The organism is Streptococcus sp. HMSC072D03 (genome assembly GCF_001812855.1).
Taxonomy (GTDB): domain Bacteria; phylum Bacillota; class Bacilli; order Lactobacillales; family Streptococcaceae; genus Streptococcus; species Streptococcus salivarius_D.
This window is the reverse complement of the sequence record NZ_KV810660.1, coordinates 13,522-31,107: the sequence shown is the minus strand read 5'-3', so window position 1 is coordinate 31,107 and position 17,586 is coordinate 13,522. Positions and strand designations below refer to the sequence as shown.

The following is a 17,586-nucleotide window of genomic DNA, read 5'->3' as shown; positions in this document are numbered from 1 at the left end:
TTTTCCTTTCTGGGTAAAAGTTCAACATCGACATTTCTTTTTCGACATACCTAACTCTAGTAGCAGCTAAGCACTACTATGTTAGTACTGTATCCTCCTAGACTAGAGCAAGTCTTCGATAAGTGTATCCACTTCGTCTTGCGCCTCTTCAATAGGTGTGATTTCAGTCACCATGATTCCTGCAACCGCACGTTCAACCAAGGCGTCAACATCCATACGACGTTCATATTGTTCGACATTTTTGATTTTTGGATTAGTTTTTGGACGGTCAGGTGCAAAGATAGTACAGCAATCCTCAAAAGGTTGGATGGAAATGTCAAAGGTATCAATTTTTTGTGCCAAATCAATGATTTCCAACTTGTCCATAGTGACAACTGGACGAATCACTGGCGTACATGTGACAGCATTAATCGCCTGCATAGACTCCATAGTCTGACTGGCAACCTGACCAAGACTCTCACCGTTGATAATCACAAGGCCTCGGCGTTCTTCACGAATGCGGTCAGTAATACGCATCATGAAACGACGGGTCAAGGTCATCAAATAAGCTTCTGGCGCTTTTTCTTTGATTTCCTCTTGAATTTCAGTAAATGGTACTTCGATGAACTGAATATTACCACCAAATTTAGTCAACTTACGGGTCAAATCTTGAGCCTTTTTAAGAGCTCCAGGGCTAGTGTAAGGAGGACTTGCAAAGTGGACAGCTTCAATATCTACGCCACGTTTAAGGGCAAGATAGCCTGCCACTGGCGAATCAATCCCACCTGAAAGCATGAGCATTCCTTTACCAGCAGTACCTACAGGTAGACCGCCTGCTCCTTTGATTTCCTCGTGAGAAATATAAGCCGCCTCGGCACGAATTTCTACCTTAAGATTGACATCTGGTCCCTTCATCTGAGCCTTAATGTCAGGCAATACATCAAAAACTGCATTTCCTAAAGTAAGATTGAGCTCACGACTGTCGAGAACAAAGTCATGGTCACTACGTTTAGCAGTTACTTTAAAAGTAAGACCATCACGATAGAGTCCAGTCATAATGTCTTGAACAGCTTTTTTCAAAACCTCGACATCTTTTTCAAACTTGTAAACAGGACTAAAGGCTTGAATACCAAAAATTTGCTTCAAAGACTCTGCTACTGGCTCGTAGTCTGTATCATTGAGGTAGATATGTCCACGGTCTCGATCAAAAGTCACTTTAACTTCTGGATAGATGGATAGGACATCTTTAATATTATTTCTAAGTTTATTGATAAAGCGCATACGGTTCTTGCCCTTAGTAGACAATTCACCATAGCGAACCATAATTTCTGAATATGTTAGTGTCATTCCTTTTCCTTTTAAATTCGAATTTAGTTTTATTGTTTAGTCGATTAAATCTTGCTATCTCACTTTTTGTGTCTTGGCGTAGACCTGCTTGAAAATCGTGAGGAACTGTTCCACCTGTCCCATATCATTGTCATCATCAAGACTGATACGAACAGCTGTTTGAGCTAACTTAGTCGGTACACCCATAGAAATAAGGGTTCCCGCTGGTTTCCCCGCCTTAGATGAACATGCTGATGTCGTTGAAATATAGATTTGATGCTCTTCAAAAGCATGGACAATAACTTCACCACGAACACCCTTGATTCCAAAGGTCAAAATATTGGGAGCAAAGTCTTCACCCTTACCTGAGAAAATAGTAATATCCTCGTACTTAGCCAATTCGTCAAAGATAATCTTTTTCATCTTGGCAATTTTAGGAAGAGAAAATTCCTCTTTGTCAGTGACCAAGCGCAAGGCCTTGGCCATACTCGCAATCCCAGCAACATTTTCAGTAGTTGAACGAAAATCTTTTTCTTGACCACCACCGGTTAAGAGTGGCGTAATCTTTTTCCCTGCCTTTTTGTAGACAAAACCGACACCACGAACAGCATGAAACTTGTGACCAGAAAAAGTTGCAAAATCTACACGATCAGTTAAATAGGACGATACTGGAATCTTTCCAATAGCCTGGACAGCATCCACATGGAAAGATATGGTAGGCTCATTAGCCAAGAGATCTGAGATGGCTTGAATAGGTTGAATTGATCCGATTTCATTATTAACAGCCATAACCGAAACCAAGATCGTGTCAGGGCGTAATAATTCAGCAAGAGCTTCAACATCCACAAACCCTTGCTCATTTACTGGTGCATAAGACACCTCGAAACCATGCTCTGAAAGCCATTTGGCAGATTCTTTTACCGCAGGGTGTTCAATATCAGAAACAATGATGTGTTTGCCGTAAGGCTCTTTTTCGAAAGCTACACCTTTGATGACCCAGTTATCACCTTCGGTTCCTCCAGACGTAAAGAAAATCTCATCGGCTGATTTTCCAATGAGTTCCGCAACTTGCTTACGAGAAGCCTCCAAAATACGTGTCGCAGATGTTCCTAATTGGTGTAGGCTGGATGGGTTCCCAAAAATTTTAGTAGCCACTTCTTGATAGGTTCTAAGTGCCTCTGGATAAGGCACCGTCGTGGCTGAATTATCAAAATAAATCATGATTTTTCCTCGATTTTTATTTACTATTTATTATAGCATAATTTTTTTAGCAATTTTTGCGAGAAAATCATATAATAGAAAGTACGAAATATTTTTAAGGAGAGCATCATGTCTGAAAATTACTCACGCCGTAATCATTCATCAAAAGAAGAAAAAAAATCTGCCCCAAATGTGACTGAACACGTTACAAAAGGCTTCACTGCCTTCCAAAAAGTCCTTACTGCCGTCGGGACAATTTTGTCAATCATCGTGGCTTCAATCACCATCATGAATTTCACAGCCTCTAAAAATAAGGACACTTCTGATTCATCAGCCAATCAATCAACTGTAGTCATCAAAGAAGGCAATAATAAGACTCAAGAATCAAGTGCTACCTCATCTAGTTATGGAAATGCGACTGATTCAGAAACAGAAACAAGTAGCCAAGCAGGAACTAACACCTATTCGTCATCTGCAGATACAACAACGGGTGGCAATACGACTACCTCTTCATCAGCAGCTACTGCAGACACAACATCTGGCAATGCGACTACTGGTGGCGCAACAACTGGTGATGCCGCTTCTAACTAAAACATATAAAAGGCTAGGAAACCCTGCCTTTTTTCTATAATCCTATGAACTATACAGAAACTCTAAATTTTATCCATTCTTTCAAGGGCAATGGCCGTCGCCCTCAACTCGAACGTATGCGTTGGCTCTTGAAACAAGCCGGAAATCCTCAGACTCACTTTCCAACGGTGCATATAGTCGGGACCAACGGTAAGGGATCAACAACTAGCTACCTACAAAATATCCTAACAAAGTCAGGCTATCAGGTCGGGACTTTCACCTCCCCTTATATCACTCGCTTCAACGAACGTATTAGCATTAACGGCACAGAAATCCCTGATAAAGATTTGATTAGCCTTGTTGCGAAAGCTCAGGTTCTACTCGATGATTTAGAAGAGCACACTGCTTTTGAGCGACCAACGGAATTTGAATTGGTCACCTTACTCATGTTCCTCTACTTTGACCTTAAACAGGTTGATATGGCTATCATTGAGGCTGGAATTGGTGGACGCCTTGATTCGACCAATGTTCTTTCGCCAGAGCTTGTCATCTGTACTTCGATTGGCTTTGATCACACTGAGACCTTGGGCGATAGCCTTTTGGACATTGCCAATCATAAGGCAGGCGTCATGCGAAAAAACACACCTATCTTACTTGGTCGTGTCTCTGCAGAAGTTGAACATTTCTTCAACCAAAAATCACATGACCTACAAGCTCCTTTAGCCATCATTGATAGGGAAATTCAGCTGCTTCCGAAGGACAATCAAACGATCCAAATTTCTTATGACCATTGGGAAAGTCCAAATCTTAAGCTACCAATGTTAGGACAGCATCAAGAAAACAATGCTGGGCTAGCTGTCACTGCTGCCCATCTCCTAGCTCAAACATTTCCTAAGATTACCGATAAGAGCACCCAAGAGGGAATCGAAGAGACGCATTGGCCTGGTCGTAGTGAGTGGATAGGAAATAACATTTACCTAGATGGTGCTCATAATCCTCAAGGAATTGCTAGCTTAAAACAGGTACTAAAAGATAACTTCGCTAATCGTAGGGTACACATCCTCTTTGCAGGACTTAGACGAAAGCCTTTGGCAGACTTACTAGAGGAATTGAAAGATTATGATATAACGGTAACCAGCTTTGACCTTTTTGAGGCACTGCCCTTGAATGACTATCCCAAAGACTTCAAACGTGTAGCCGACTATAGAGACTGGCTAGCACAAGCTGAATCAGCAAATCCTGATGACTTATTTGTTGTCACTGGATCTCTTTACTTTATCTCAGAAGTAAGAAACTACTTAATTAAATAAAATAAGGCCTGAAGGCCTTTTTTATTTAGACAGTCTATAGCTTTACACAAAGTGTAGGCTGCTATTTGAACACAAAGAAAAGTCTGAAACTCTCAGTTAACAGACTTCACTTTTCTATCGCATCGTTACAAATTCTTCTGAACCTGTTGGATGGATGGTTTCCATAGCCAAAAAGGCTATGGAAATTCGCAAGGGAATTCCCTTGCGATTACTTTCAATTGAAGCCATTCAGACACAAAGAAAGGTCTGAAACTCTCGGTTAACAGACTTCACTTTTCTATCTCATCGTCACAAATTCTTCTGAACCTGTTGGGTGAATGGCAACCGTATTATCAAAATCAGCCTTAGTTGCTCCCATCTTAATGGCCACAGAGAAACCTTGAATCATCTCATCAACACCATAGCCAATACCGTGAAGGCCAATGATTTTTTCATCCTCACCAAGCGTTACTAATTTCATAGTTGAAGGCTGACGATTGTCTCCAAGGGCCGTATACATTGGTGTGAAACTAGATTTATAAACCTTAATATTCTCCGCACCATACTTAGCGATTGCTTTTTCTTCAGTCAAGCCAACAGAACCAATAACTGGATGGCTAAAGACCACGGTGGCTACATCAGTGTAATCAAGCTTAGCATCAGCTTTATTGTTGAAGAGTCGCTCTGACAATTGACGTCCAGCCTTGACTGCAACTGGTGTCAAATCAAGTTTACCAGTCACATCGCCAAGGGCATAGATTCCAGGAACAGATGTATTTTCAAACTCATCCGAATAGATTGTTCCTTTTTCAGTCAATTTAACACCTGTCTTTTCAAGACCAAAACCAGAAGTGTTGGCTGCGCGTCCAATAGCCCAGATTAAGCAATCAACTGTAATCGTCTCTCCATTATCAAAACTAATGGTTAAGGAATCATCTGCATTCTTCACTACCTCTGTCGCATTAGCATGCGTATGGAGGGTTGGACCAGATTTAGCCATTTCATCAACTAAAACATCAACGATATCCTTATCAAAGGTACGCAATGGACGATCTTTACGCACAAAGAGGTGTGTGTCACTTCCAAGAGCGTTGAGAACACCAGCAACCTCAACAGCGATGTAGCCAGCACCAATGACAGCTGTACGTTTTGGCACCTCATCTAGCTCAAAGAAACCATCGGAGGTAATCCCATATTCACTACCTGGAATGTTTGGATAAAGGGCGTGACCACCAGTCGCAATAAGGATATTGGGTGCTGTATAACGCTCACCCGCTACTTCAACCGTATGAGGGTCAACAAATCTTGCATACTCGTATACACGTTCAACGCCATTGTTATCAAAACCACGCTCATAAGAACCATGGATACGGTCAATATAAGCCTGACGATTGGCCTTAAGCGTTGCAAAATCAAACTTATTAATCGTCACATCAAAACCGTACTCACCTGCATAACGGTGAAGGGTTTCGGCAACCTGAGCACCATACCACATGACCTTTTTAGGCACACAACCTACATTGACACAGGTACCACCGACCTCTTTTCCTTCAAAGAGAATAACCTTAGCACCATGCATGGCAGCACGATTGGCACTGGCAATACCACCAGAACCACCACCAATGACAATATAATCGTATTCTTTTACCATATTTTACCTCTTATGTTTCTTTATACAGCGTATTAGCTACTAGATAAGCCATTTCTGCCTATACTTTATCATAAAATAGGTACCCTGACAAAAATCTGCTACGACACAAAAACAATCCCGTCACAACGAGATTGTTTTGTCATATCTTATTTATCAAGTGGTTTGCGGAGGAATCCGAAGAGGATACCTGATACCACAGCACCAATCAAGATGAAGAGAAGGTAGAGAAGGGCATTTGATGTGAGGGCAATAACGAAGATACCTCCGTGTGGTGCCATCAATTTGATTCCTGCCATACCTACAAGAGCACCTGTAAGAGCTGAACCGACGATAAAGCTTGGGATAGCGCGTGCTGGGTCAGCTGCACCAAATGGGATCGCACCTTCAGTGATGAATGAAAGTCCCATAACAATGTTTGTCAAACCAGAGTTGCGTTCTTCTTCAGTGAATTTATCTTTAAACAAGAGTGTTGCTACAAATACTGCCAACGGAGGAACCATACCAGCTGCCATAACTGCTGCCATAACAACTGAACCACCTGAAGTTACTGTTGCTGCGAGAGTACCTGTACCAAAGACATAAGCTGCTTTGTTGACTGGTCCACCCATATCCACTGCCATCATACCACCAACAAGGAGACCAAGTAGTACGGCTGAGCTTCCTGACAAGCTTGACAAGAAGTTATTAAGACCAGTATTAATTGCTGCCATTGGGATATTTACTGCCAACATCAAGAAACCAGTGGCAAATACACCAAGAAGTGGCAAGAGCAAGATAGAACGGATTCCTTCAAGGGCACGTGGAATACCTGCCAAGAGTTTACGAAGAACAAGGATAACACCACCTGCAAGGAAACCACCAACAAGAGCTCCAAGGAAACCTGAAGATACGCCAGCAAGGGCAAGGGTTGCTTTACCACCTGAAGCAAATGGAACACCACCAAAGGCTGCACCACTTGAAGCAATAGCACCAGCTACGAAACCTGATACCAAACCTGGTTTTTCAGCGATAGAGTAAGCAATGTAACCTGCAAGTACTGGAAGCATGAAGCCAAAGGCAGCGCCACCAATTGCCTTGAATTGAGCAGCAATTTCATGGTAAGAACCAAGTTGTGACAATTGATCTTTAGGAACACCCATGATTTGGTCAAGCAAGAAGGCAAGCGCAATCATGATACCACCACCGATAACGAATGGAAGCATTTGTGATACCCCACTCATCAAGTGTTTATAGAAGGCACCACCAAGGCTCAATTTCTCACTTGATTCTTGAACAGCTCCAGCATTTTCAGCGTGGAAGACTTCAGCTTTTCCATCCAAGATGTTTTGGATTAATTCTTGAGGTTGACGAATACCTGCAGCGACTGGTTTAGAAAGCAATTTTTTACCATCGAAACGTGCTGTTTCAACTGCCTTGTCTGCTGCTACGATAACACCTACAGCCTTACTGATTTCTTCAGCAGTCAAAGGTGTTCCGACACCTGAAGCACCGTTAGTTTCAACACGAACATTGACTCCCATTTCTTCACCTGTTTTAATTAGTGATTCTTCAGCCATGTAAGTGTGAGCAATACCAGTTGTACAAGCTGTTACAGCTACGATAAGTGGTTTATCGCTTGAAGCTGCTTCTTTAACAGCTTGTGCTTTCTTAGCTTCCTCAGCCTGTGCTTCTTCTTCACCCGTATTGAAAGCAGCAATCACTTCATCTGGAGAAGTCACCTTACGCAAACGATCTGCAAAACCATCTTGCATAAGGTATTTTGACAACTCAGCAAGGGCTGCCAAGTGAGTGTCATTTGCTCCCTCTGGAGCAGCAATCATAAAGAAGAGGTCTGTAGGTTGACCATCAAGTGATTCGTAATCTACACCTTTATTAGATTTAGCAAAAAGTACTGTTGCTTCTTTTACTGCAGCATTTTTGCTGTGCGGCATAGCGATTCCATCACCCAAACCAGTTGATGTTTGTGCTTCACGAGCCATAATACCTGCTTTGAAAACATCAAAGTCAGTCACAACACCATTGTCAACCAAGCTGTTAATCATTTCATCGATAGCAGCTTCTTTTGTAGTTGCTTGAAGGTCAAGCAACATTACTTTTTTGTTCAGTAAATCCTGAATTTTCATAGTTTTTCTACCTCTACTTTATTGTATGTTTCTTTAATAAATTCAATTGTCGCTAAGTCATCTGAGAAGGCTGTAGATGTTCCACACGCTACTCCCCACTTGAGAGCCTCAATCGGATCACCTGATTTTACAAACTCACCAGTGAAACCAGCAACCATCGAGTCACCCGCACCAACAGAGTTTTTAACTGTTCCCTTGATTGGTTTAGCAAAGTAAGCAGCCTCTGGTGTGACAAGCAGAGCTCCATCACCTGCCATTGAGATGATAACGTTCTGTGCACCCTTAGCAAGGATTTCACGCGCATATTTTTCAACATCAGCCAAACCATTAAGTTTGACATTGAAAATAGCTTCTAACTCATGGTTATTTGGTTTAACCAAGAGTGGTTGGTAAGCTAAGGAATCAAGCAAGGTTTGACCTTCAAAGTCACAGACAACCTGTGCACCCGTTTCACGCACTAGTGGAATCAATTTGTTGTAGACCTTGTTCCCAAGATTGCTTGGTGCTGATCCAGCAAAAACAACCACATCATCGGCACTTACACTTGAAAGAACTGCTTCCAATTCAGCCAATTGGTACTCATTAATGACAGGTCCTGCACCGTTAATTTCAGTTTCTTGGTCAGCCTTGATTTTAACATTAATACGTGTGTCTTGATCCACAGCTACAAACTTGGTTTTAATGCCCTCTGCATCCAAACCATCTGTCACAAAACGTCCTGTAAAACCACCGATGAAGCCCGTTGCAGTATTATCAACACCTAAACGTTGCAAAATACGACTAACATTAATGCCCTTACCGCCAGCGAACTTATCATCACTCTCCATACGGTTAACTTCACCAATCTCTACTTTATCGATACGAACAATAAAGTCGATTGATGGATTCAGCGTTACAGTATAAATCATACTTCAATAACCCTCGTTTTCTCTTTCAATTCTTTTAGGAGCTCTTCTTCCGAAGCGTTTGTAATTATGGTTACTTTCTCGACCTCGGCTACCTTAGCATAGGTAATCTGACCAAGTTTAGAGGCATCAGCTAGAACATAGGCTTTTTGCGCATTAGCTATAACCGTCCGTTTAATAACTGCCTCTTCCATGTCTGGTGTGGTGAAATAATTAGCATCAACGCCATTAGCACCAATGAAAGCACAATCAAAATTCAGTTGTCTGATTTGCTCTTGAGCAGTACTTCCAATAGAGGCATCCGTTGAATGTTTAACCTTTCCTCCAACAATCCTAGTGCTAACACCAAGATCTACCAACTTAACCGCATGATGGATAGAATTAGTCACAACCGTTACCTGACGATTGGCCAAATGTGGAATCAAAAGTTCATTTGTTGTACTAGCCTCAAGAAAGACGACATCACCTTCCTTAATCAAATCGGCAGCATAACCAGCTAACTGAGCCTTTTCTTTAACGTTTCTAATAGCTTTTTGACTATTGGCAATTTCTTCCTTTAGACCATGAATGCTTTCAGCACCACCATGAACACGCTTAAGTTGGCCATCTGCCGCTAACTCGTCCAAGTCGCGACGAATCGTCGACTCGGAAGTATCACTTAACAAAACAGTTAGGTTTTCCAAAGTGACAAAACCATCTTGTTTCAACTGAGACAAGATAATCTGCTTACGTTCAGACTTTAGCATAATCTCTCCTTCTGTAATCGTTTACAAAGTCTATTATACTAAATTTTTAATAACTGTCAACTAAAAACAGTCAAAAAAAATCAAAATATTTCATTATAAAACACTAATCTGCCAAAATGACGCAATTTGATAAGAAAGTTCTTACATTTTCAAAAAGAATACAACCTTTCAGTATAAGTGCAAAATAAAAAAGCCTTGCGGCTCTCTTATCTTATTTTGCATAGTCAACCGCACGGAATTCACGAATGACTGTAACCTTAATATTTCCTGGGTAATCCAAATTCTTCTCAATTTGTTCACGTACCTTGTGAGACAAGATCGTAACTTCATCATCTGAGATTTTGTTTGGATGAACCATAATACGAATCTCACGACCAGCTTGAAGGGCGAAGCTTGTTTGAACACCGTCAAAGCTTGATGCAATTTCTTCCAAATCTCGGAGGCGTTTGACGTAATTCTCAACAGATTCATTACGAGCCCCTGGACGAGCCGAACTCAAAGCATCTGCTGCAGCTACAATAACTGCAATGACGCTCTCAGGTTCTACATCGCCATGGTGGCTGGCAATAGCGTTAACCACAACTGGATGTTCTTTGTACTTACGTGCAAACTCAGCACCAATCTCTACGTGGCTACCTTCGACTTCTTTGTCAATGGCTTTCCCCATATCGTGAAGGAAACCAGCACGACGAGCGAGGGCAACATTTTCACCCAATTCACCAGCCATGATACCTGCTAGTTTACCAACTTCAACTGAGTGACGAAGTACGTTTTGACCATACGACGTACGGAACTGCAAGCGTCCCATAATCTTGATCAAATCAGGATGAAGATTCATAGCACCAATTTCGTAGGCTGCCTCTTCACCATATTCACGGATACGGTTATCCATTTCCTGACGGCTCTTCTCAACCAACTCTTCAATACGAGCTGGATGGATGCGTCCATCCTTAATCAAGGCTTCGAGAGTCATACGTGCAATTTCACGACGAACTGGATCAAAACCAGAAAGGACAACCACTTCTGGAGTGTCGTCAATAATAACGTCAATACCTGTTAGACTTTCAAGCGTACGGATGTTACGCCCCTCACGTCCAATGATACGACCTTTCATATTGTCATCTGGAAGGTGAACAGTAGTTACTGTTTGTTCAGTAACATAATCTCCAGCCAAGCGTTGCATAGCTTGCGCCAACACATTTTTGGCCGTCTTATCAACAGTATCTTTAACCTGTGCTTCTGCATCTTTGATACGTGTTGCAATCTCATGAGTCAGATTATTCTCAGTCTCCGTTAAGATTACCTCACGCGCTTCTGCAATGGTCATTTGACCAACACGTTCAAGTTCAGCCTGCTTCTCAGCCTCCAACTGAGTCACATTCTCTTCACGCTCATTAAGATGTTTAGATTTGTCAGCAAGACTCTGCTCTTTCTTCTCGAGGGCAAGTTCTTTACTTGATAGATTTTCATCCTTACGATCAAGGCTAGTGGCACGTTCTGTTAAACGATTTTCCATCTGTTTAAGCTCTTGACGTTCAGATTTGAATTCTTTTTCAATATCTTCTCGATATTTTCTAGCTTCCTCTTTTGCTTCTAACAAGAACTCTTTACGTTGAGCCTTACTTTCGCGTTCAGCAGTCACACGCAGATGATCTGCATCATGTTCCGCCTGACTGCGAAGGTTCACAGCGTCTTGTTCTGCCTTTAGCAAGGTAGTTTCTGCTTGTTCCTTAGCTTTGCTAAGTTTAATAGAAATTGCTAAATATCCAACGACTAAACCAATGAGTGCAAAGACAACTAAAATTATCATGTTTATCATGTCTTTACCTCAACTTTTCTAAGGTTTCCCTAAAGAAAACCGTCTTCTAGTGTATCATATTTATAGCGATTTCTCAAATATATACTAGAACTTTAAACTGATTTTATGGTATCATAACTCTATTAGAATAGGGAGGTATTACCATGCCAAAAGACGTTACTGTTGAAAGTTTTGAACTTGATCACACCATTGTAAAAGCACCTTATGTGCGTCTTATTTCTGAGGAAGTTGGACCTAAAGGAGATATCATTACAAACTTTGATATCCGTTTGATTCAACCTAATGAAAATAGTATTGACACAGGTGGTCTTCACACTATCGAACACCTACTCGCTAAACTGATCCGTCAACGTATCGATGGACTTATTGATTGCTCACCATTTGGTTGCCGTACAGGCTTCCATATGATTATGTGGGGTAAACAAGATCCTACAGAAATTGCTAAAGTTATCAAATCTAGTCTTGAAGCTATTGCTAACGAGATTACATGGGAAGATGTTCCAGGAACTACCATTGAATCTTGTGGTAACTACAAGGATCACAGTCTTCATTCAGCTAAGGAATGGGCTAAACTTATCCTCGAACAAGGTATCTCAGACCAAGCCTTCGAACGTCATACCGTTTAAAAAACATTGGGATATATCCCAATGTTTTTTAGTATTTTCTAAAACGTTGATAACGCGCTTCAAGCAAGTCCTCTGTTGATAATTGGCTTAATTCTGCCAACTCATCTACAATTGCTGTCTTAATTGCTTCAATAATTTCACTTGTAAAGTAACCACGTTCTGGAATCACCTTATCAACGATTCCCATATTAAGCAACTCGCCTGATGTAATCTTCATCAACTCTGCTGCCTCTTCTGAACGTGAGCCATCTTTCCAGAGAATAGTCGCAAACCCTTCCGGACTCAAGATAGAGTAGATGGTATTTTCAAGCATCCAAACCTTATCGGCTACCGCCAAGGCAAGAGCTCCTCCCGAACCACCTTCACCAATGATGATGGCAATAATTGGCACCTTAAGATCACTCATTTCCATAAGGTTACGCGCAATTGCCTCACCTTGTCCACGTTCCTCTGCTCCAACACCAGGATAAGCACCTGCAGTATTGATAAAGGTAACAACTGGACGTCCAAACTTTTCAGCCTGTTTCATGAGGCGAAGAGCCTTACGATAGCCCTCTGGATGAGGTTGCCCAAAGTTACGGTTAAGGTTATCTTGTAGGTTTCTACCTTTTTGGATACCCACTACAGTAACCGCTTGGCCATTTAAACGACCAATACCACCAATAATGGCACCATCGTCACGGAAATTACGGTCGCCATGAAGTTCGATAAAGTCATCGAAGATTCCTTGGGCAAAGTCCAAAGCAGTTAAACGGCCTTGGTCACGCGCTTCTTTTAAAATACGTGCTACGTCGCTCATTGAACACCTCCATGGAATGATAAGAGTGTGGCAATGGTATCAGCCAACTCTGTACGTTTAACAATGGCATCAACAAAACCATGTTCTTGAAGGAACTCAGCCTTTTGGAAATCATCTGGCAAAGTTTCGCGAACTGTGTTTTCAATAACACGACGACCTGCGAAACCAATCAAGGTTTGTGGCTCAGCTAAGATGATATCGCCTTCCATGGCGAAACTTGCTGTAACTCCACCAGTTGTTGGATCTGTCAATACAGTCAAATACAACAAGCCAGCATTCGAATGACGTTTTACAGCGGCTGAAATCTTGGCCATCTGCATCAAACTCATGATTCCTTCTTGCATACGGGCACCACCAGATGCTGTAAAAATAACAACTGGAAGTTTTTCCTCAATCGCATGTTCAAAGAGTTTGGTGATTTTCTCACCAACAACAGTTCCCATTGAAGCCATGATAAAGTTAGAATCCATAATGGCCAAGGCTGTTTTTTGCCCCTTGATACTTGCAACACCAGTTACAACAGCTTCATCAAGACCCGTTTTTTCCTTAGTCGCTGCTAATTTCTCCATATAACCTGGGAAATTCAATGGATTTTCAGTTTTAATACCAGTAAAAAGTTCTTGGAATGACCCCTCATCAACCGTTAAATCGAGACGTTCTTTAGCTGAAATACGGAAGGTATAAGAACAATTTGGACAAATTTTAGCTTGTCCCAAGTCCTTTTGATAAATAGCTTGTTTACAACCAGGACATTTGGCAAAAAGTTCATCTGGAACTTCTGGCACTTGGTGATCAATCCCATTACGTACAGAACGGTTAGGATTGATACGGATATACTTTTCTTTTCGATCAAATAATCCCATAAACTTTATTCCTCACGATTCTGATAATCTGGTAGGAAAGTCTCCATCAAGAAGGAAGTATCATAATCCCCAGCGATAACGCTACGATCTGAAATCAAATCCAACTGGAAGTCAGCATTAGTCACAACACCATCGATTTCTAGCTCATAAAGAGCACGTTGCATCTTCATGAGTGCCTCAAATCGATTCTCTCCATGAACAATGATTTTGGCAATCATTGAATCATAGTAAGGTGGAATAGTATAGCCAGGATAAACTGCACTGTCTACACGGAGACCAACGCCACCACTAGGTAGGTAGAGGTTGCTAATTTTCCCTGGACTAGGTGCAAAGTTGAACTTAGGATTTTCTGCATTGATACGACACTCAATAGCATGTCCCTTGATTTCAATATCATCTTGGGTCACAGAGAGTTTTTCACCTGCGGCAATACGGATTTGTTCTTTAACAATATCCACACCACTTACAAATTCTGTAACTGGGTGCTCAACCTGAACACGGGTATTCATTTCCATGAAATAGAACTGACCTGTTTTTTCATCAAGAAGAAACTCAATAGTACCCGCATTTTCATAATTAACAGCCTTAGCAGCACGTACGGCCGCTGAACCAATTTCGTGACGAAGAGTCTTACCAATAGCAACTGAAGGTGATTCTTCCAAGACCTTTTGGTTATTACGTTGAAGAGAGCAATCACGCTCACCTAGGTGAACAATGTTACCGTAGCTATCTCCCAAAATTTGAACCTCGATATGACGAGCTGGGTAAATAACTTTTTCAATATACATCGCCCCATTACCAAAGGCTGCTTTAGCTTCTTGTGACGCAGATTCGAAAGCGGGAGCTAACTCTTCTTCAGTGTTAACCTTACGAATCCCCTTACCGCCACCACCAGCAGAAGCCTTAAGCATCACTGGGTAACCAAGACGGTTGGCAACTTCCAAAGCCTCCTCAGCTGTAAAGACTTCACCATCTGAACCAGGAATTACAGGGACATTAGCCTTAATCATTTCAGCACGGGCATTGATTTTGTCACCCATCTTGTCCATGACTTCGCCTGAAGGACCAATAAACTTGATGTTCATTTCTTCACAGAGAGTGGCAAATTTAGAGTTTTCACTCAAGAAACCAAACCCTGGGTGAATAGCTTGAGCCTCAGTCACAATAGCAGCTGATAGGACACGATTCATATTCAAATAAGAATCCGTTGATTTTGCAGGCCCGATACAAATAGCTTCATCAGCGAGCATAGTATGGAGAGAATCCTTATCCGCTTCAGAATAAATAGCAACCGTTTGGATCCCCAATTCACGCGCTGCACGGATAATACGCACTGCAATTTCACCACGATTGGCAATCAATAATTTTTTAAACATAAAACAAGATAACATCAGACATTTTTCGATAGTCTGTGTTGATTTCCTTTCTATGTGATAGACCAATGTCTAAAGAAAAATCCTTTCCGACTGTCGCCAGAAGGATTTTCACAAAACATTAGCTTCCAATAGCAAAAGTCAAAGTACCTGATGCAGCAAGTTTCCCATCGACTTCAGCCTTAGCTTCAACAACAGCAATTGTTCCACGACGTTTAACAAACTTAGCTGTCATAACAAGTTGGTCACCTGGAACCACTTGTTTTTTAAATTTAACCTTATCCATACCTGCGTAAAAGACTAATTTGCCTTTGTTTTCAGGTTTAGACAATTCAAGAACACCAGCTGTTTGCGCAAGAGCTTCCATGATAAGAACGCCAGGCATAACTGGGTATTGAGGAAAATGTCCATTAAAGAAAGGTTCATTGATCGTTACATTTTTAATAGCTGTGATTTCGTCTTCTGAAACTTCTAGCACACGGTCAACCAAAAGCATTGGATAACTGTGTGGTAAAGCTTCACGAATAGCGTTAATATCAATTGTCATTTGATGCGTACCAATCCTTTTCCGTAGTCAACAACTTCTTCATTCGCTACCAAGATTTCAGTAATAACACCATCTTTAGGTGCTGGTACCTCATTCATAACCTTCATCGCTTCAACGATAAGAAGAGTTTGACCTTTCTTAACAGTGTCACCAACAGAAACAAAGGCTGGTTTTTCAGGTGATGGAGACAAGTAAGCCACACCGACAAGTGGACTTTCAACCACTTCTCCTTCAGCAGCCTGAGCTGGTGCAGAGGCTTCTTCAACTGGTGTTGCTGGAGTTTCAACAGCAGCAGGTGCTGCTACTGGAGCAACCGGAGCCTGAGGAGCTGGCGCAACTACTTCAACTGTAGGAGCTACTGGGGCAGCTGTTACTGAACTTGTTTGATTTTTGCTCAAGTTCAATTCTTCACCATTGTTTTTGTATGAAAATTCACGCAAAGTTGATGCATCAAATTGAGCCAACAAATCTTTGATTTCAGAAATATTCATGAATTAAGCCTCCCAACGTTTAAAGGCAAGGACAGCATTGTGTCCACCAAAACCGAAAGTATTTGAAATTGCGTACTCAATATCAGCTTCTTGACCTTCACCATAAACAACATTAGCTTCTATGTAGTCAGACAATTCTTTTGTACCAGCAGTTTTCGGTACATAGCTATGACGAATAGCTTCGATTGTTGCAATAGCCTCAACCGCACCAGCAGCACCTAGCAAGTGACCTGTAAATGATTTAGTAGATGAAACTGGAACATCTTTACCAAGTACAGAAACAATGGCACCACTTTCACCTTTTTCATTGGCAGGTGTTGATGTCCCATGAGCATTAACATAATCAACATCTTCAGGTTTGATACCAGCTTCATTGATAGCCAATTTAATTGCTTTAGCAGCACCAGAACCGTCTGGAGTTGGTGTTGTCATGTGGTAGGCATCACAGTTTGATCCGTAACCAACAATCTCAGCCAAGATGTTAGCACCACGTTTTTGAGCATGTTCCAAGCTTTCGATAACGAGAACCCCTGCACCTTCACCCATGACAAAACCATTACGGTCTTTATCAAATGGAATTGATGAACGTTCTGGATCCTCTGTTGTTGAAAGTGCTGTAAGAGCATTGAAACCACCGATACCAATCTTAGTGATTGAAGCTTCAGCACCACCAGCCAAGACAACATCATGCAAACCGAATTTAATTTCACGGAAGGCCTCACCGATTGCATCATTGGCAGAGGCACAAGCAGTCGTCACTGATTTACATACCCCTTGAGCACCAATTTTAAGAGCAATGTTACCAGCACCCATGTTTGAGAGTGCTTTAGGGATAAACATTGGTTTGATACGTTTCATACCACGTTCGTGCATACGAATGATTTGATCTTCAAGTTCTTGGAGACCACCGATACCAGATGACACGATAACACCAACACGATCACGATCTACTTCTTCCATGTTAAGTCCTGAATTTTCAAGAGCTTCCATAGCAGCATAAATCGCATAAAGTGAGTAAGTGTCCATACGGTTAGTATCTTTTTTCACAAAATACTTATCGAATGGGAAATCTTGGATTTCACCAGCATTAAAGACTGGGATTTCAGAAGCATCAAACTTAGTAATTGGCTTAATACCAATCTTACCGTCATGAAGACTATTCCAAAATTCTTCTGGTGTATTACCGATTGGTGAGGTTACACCGTAACCTGTAACAACAACACGATTTGTAGACATATATATTCTCCTTTTGTCGGATGGATATTTTAATAAATGATTT

16 protein-coding genes are annotated in these 17,586 nt (G+C 41.5%); 3 read left to right on the top strand and 13 right to left on the bottom strand.

Translation table 11 applies throughout. The features are described 5' to 3' along the window. Positions 1–102: 102 nt before the first annotated feature. Together thiI and HMPREF2877_RS05860 are read right to left on the bottom strand one after the other, a co-directional pair. The gene (gene thiI, locus HMPREF2877_RS05865; RefSeq protein ID WP_013990113.1) at positions 103–1,326 is read right to left on the bottom strand and encodes a tRNA uracil 4-sulfurtransferase ThiI; all 1,224 of its coding nucleotides are present in this window, start codon (positions 1,324–1,326) and stop codon (positions 103–105) included. 54 nt (positions 1,327–1,380) lie between these two features. Beyond that, positions 1,381–2,526, bottom strand: a complete 1,146-nt coding sequence (locus tag HMPREF2877_RS05860; RefSeq protein WP_070579109.1) for a cysteine desulfurase family protein — start codon at positions 2,524–2,526, stop codon at positions 1,381–1,383. A gap of 108 nt (positions 2,527–2,634) precedes the next feature. Here HMPREF2877_RS05860 and HMPREF2877_RS05855 point away from each other — a divergent pair, with 108 nt between their 5' ends. Next, on the top strand, positions 2,635–3,096 hold the full coding sequence (locus HMPREF2877_RS05855) for a DUF6556 family protein (RefSeq protein WP_045769279.1): 462 nt from the start codon (positions 2,635–2,637) through the stop codon (positions 3,094–3,096). Positions 3,097–3,140: 44 nt separating this feature from the next. Then, a complete protein-coding gene (locus HMPREF2877_RS05850) occupies positions 3,141–4,385 on the top strand; it encodes a bifunctional folylpolyglutamate synthase/dihydrofolate synthase (RefSeq protein WP_014633558.1) in 1,245 nt (414 codons plus the stop codon). Positions 4,386–4,662: 277 nt separating this feature from the next. On the opposite strand, the gene gorA is transcribed toward HMPREF2877_RS05850, so the two are convergent. The 5 genes from gorA to HMPREF2877_RS05825 form a co-directional block, all read right to left on the bottom strand. Continuing rightward, positions 4,663–6,015 carry a glutathione-disulfide reductase gene (gene gorA, locus HMPREF2877_RS05845; RefSeq protein ID WP_070579106.1) on the bottom strand — a complete coding sequence of 451 codons (1,353 nt, stop codon included), beginning with the start codon at positions 6,013–6,015 and terminating at the stop codon, positions 4,663–4,665. 146 nt (positions 6,016–6,161) lie between these two features. After that, the gene (locus HMPREF2877_RS05840) at positions 6,162–8,138 is read right to left on the bottom strand and encodes a PTS fructose transporter subunit IIABC (RefSeq protein WP_045769282.1); all 1,977 of its coding nucleotides are present in this window, start codon (positions 8,136–8,138) and stop codon (positions 6,162–6,164) included. Further along, complete coding sequence (gene pfkB, locus HMPREF2877_RS05835) at positions 8,135–9,046, bottom strand: 1-phosphofructokinase (RefSeq protein WP_002885581.1); 912 nt, start codon at positions 9,044–9,046, stop codon at positions 8,135–8,137. The genes HMPREF2877_RS05840 and pfkB overlap by 4 nt, the downstream gene beginning before the upstream one ends. Continuing rightward, positions 9,043–9,789 (bottom strand): DeoR/GlpR family DNA-binding transcription regulator, encoded by a 747-nt coding sequence (locus HMPREF2877_RS05830; protein ID WP_013990106.1) that lies wholly within the window; start codon positions 9,787–9,789, stop codon positions 9,043–9,045. The genes pfkB and HMPREF2877_RS05830 overlap by 4 nt, the downstream gene beginning before the upstream one ends. A 211-nt stretch (positions 9,790–10,000) precedes the next feature. Then, on the bottom strand, positions 10,001–11,608 hold the full coding sequence (locus tag HMPREF2877_RS05825) for a ribonuclease Y (RefSeq protein ID WP_070579103.1): 1,608 nt from the start codon (positions 11,606–11,608) through the stop codon (positions 10,001–10,003). A 143-nt stretch (positions 11,609–11,751) separates the two neighbouring features. On the opposite strand from HMPREF2877_RS05825, the gene HMPREF2877_RS05820 reads away from it, so the two are divergent. Next, positions 11,752–12,234, top strand: coding sequence for an S-ribosylhomocysteine lyase (locus HMPREF2877_RS05820; protein WP_002885585.1), 483 nt, complete (start codon positions 11,752–11,754; stop codon positions 12,232–12,234). 28 nt (positions 12,235–12,262) lie between these two features. Here HMPREF2877_RS05820 and HMPREF2877_RS05815 read toward each other — a convergent pair whose 3' ends face one another. From HMPREF2877_RS05815 to fabF, 6 genes are all read right to left on the bottom strand, one after another. Continuing rightward, positions 12,263–13,033: an acetyl-CoA carboxylase carboxyl transferase subunit alpha gene (locus HMPREF2877_RS05815; RefSeq protein ID WP_002886662.1), complete on the bottom strand. Its 771-nt coding sequence runs from the start codon at positions 13,031–13,033 to the stop codon at positions 12,263–12,265. Continuing rightward, positions 13,030–13,896, bottom strand: coding sequence for an acetyl-CoA carboxylase, carboxyltransferase subunit beta (gene accD, locus HMPREF2877_RS05810; protein ID WP_045769285.1), 867 nt, complete (start codon positions 13,894–13,896; stop codon positions 13,030–13,032). Before accD ends, HMPREF2877_RS05815 begins: the two co-directional genes overlap by 4 nt. Positions 13,897–13,901: 5 nt before the next feature. Beyond that, positions 13,902–15,272 carry an acetyl-CoA carboxylase biotin carboxylase subunit gene (locus HMPREF2877_RS05805; RefSeq protein ID WP_002885488.1) on the bottom strand — a complete coding sequence of 457 codons (1,371 nt, stop codon included), beginning with the start codon at positions 15,270–15,272 and terminating at the stop codon, positions 13,902–13,904. A gap of 118 nt (positions 15,273–15,390) precedes the next feature. After that, the gene (gene fabZ / locus HMPREF2877_RS05800; RefSeq protein ID WP_070579100.1) at positions 15,391–15,816 is read right to left on the bottom strand and encodes a 3-hydroxyacyl-ACP dehydratase FabZ; all 426 of its coding nucleotides are present in this window, start codon (positions 15,814–15,816) and stop codon (positions 15,391–15,393) included. Further along, positions 15,813–16,307: an acetyl-CoA carboxylase biotin carboxyl carrier protein gene (accB, locus tag HMPREF2877_RS05795; RefSeq protein ID WP_002885548.1), complete on the bottom strand. Its 495-nt coding sequence runs from the start codon at positions 16,305–16,307 to the stop codon at positions 15,813–15,815. The genes fabZ and accB overlap by 4 nt, the downstream gene beginning before the upstream one ends. A gap of 3 nt (positions 16,308–16,310) precedes the next feature. Then, a complete protein-coding gene (gene fabF / locus HMPREF2877_RS05790) occupies positions 16,311–17,543 on the bottom strand; it encodes a beta-ketoacyl-ACP synthase II (RefSeq protein ID WP_045769286.1) in 1,233 nt (410 codons plus the stop codon). Between the last annotated feature and the right edge of the window lie 43 nt (positions 17,544–17,586).

Bases quoted from the DNA above. Each gene is read 5' to 3' on its own strand.
- fabF (WP_045769286.1), bottom strand. From the start codon at position 17,543: ATGTCTACAAATCGTGTTGTTGTTACAGGTTACGGTGTAACCTCACCA.
- accD (WP_045769285.1), bottom strand. From the start codon at position 13,896: ATGGGATTATTTGATCGAAAAGAAAAGTATATCCGTATCAATCCTAAC.
- pfkB (WP_002885581.1), bottom strand. From the start codon at position 9,046: ATGATTTATACTGTAACGCTGAATCCATCAATCGACTTTATTGTTCGT.
- HMPREF2877_RS05855 (WP_045769279.1), top strand. From the start codon at position 2,635: ATGTCTGAAAATTACTCACGCCGTAATCATTCATCAAAAGAAGAAAAA.
- HMPREF2877_RS05850 (WP_014633558.1), top strand. From the start codon at position 3,141: ATGAACTATACAGAAACTCTAAATTTTATCCATTCTTTCAAGGGCAAT.
- thiI (WP_013990113.1), bottom strand. From the start codon at position 1,326: ATGACACTAACATATTCAGAAATTATGGTTCGCTATGGTGAATTGTCT.
- HMPREF2877_RS05820 (WP_002885585.1), top strand. From the start codon at position 11,752: ATGCCAAAAGACGTTACTGTTGAAAGTTTTGAACTTGATCACACCATT.
- gorA (WP_070579106.1), bottom strand. From the start codon at position 6,015: ATGGTAAAAGAATACGATTATATTGTCATTGGTGGTGGTTCTGGTGGT.
- HMPREF2877_RS05825 (WP_070579103.1), bottom strand. From the start codon at position 11,608: ATGATAAACATGATAATTTTAGTTGTCTTTGCACTCATTGGTTTAGTC.
- HMPREF2877_RS05830 (WP_013990106.1), bottom strand. From the start codon at position 9,789: ATGCTAAAGTCTGAACGTAAGCAGATTATCTTGTCTCAGTTGAAACAA.
- fabZ (WP_070579100.1), bottom strand. From the start codon at position 15,816: ATGACAATTGATATTAACGCTATTCGTGAAGCTTTACCACACAGTTAT.
- HMPREF2877_RS05805 (WP_002885488.1), bottom strand. From the start codon at position 15,272: ATGTTTAAAAAATTATTGATTGCCAATCGTGGTGAAATTGCAGTGCGT.
- HMPREF2877_RS05840 (WP_045769282.1), bottom strand. From the start codon at position 8,138: ATGAAAATTCAGGATTTACTGAACAAAAAAGTAATGTTGCTTGACCTT.
- HMPREF2877_RS05815 (WP_002886662.1), bottom strand. From the start codon at position 13,033: ATGAGCGACGTAGCACGTATTTTAAAAGAAGCGCGTGACCAAGGCCGT.
- HMPREF2877_RS05860 (WP_070579109.1), bottom strand. From the start codon at position 2,526: ATGATTTATTTTGATAATTCAGCCACGACGGTGCCTTATCCAGAGGCA.
- accB (WP_002885548.1), bottom strand. From the start codon at position 16,307: ATGAATATTTCTGAAATCAAAGATTTGTTGGCTCAATTTGATGCATCA.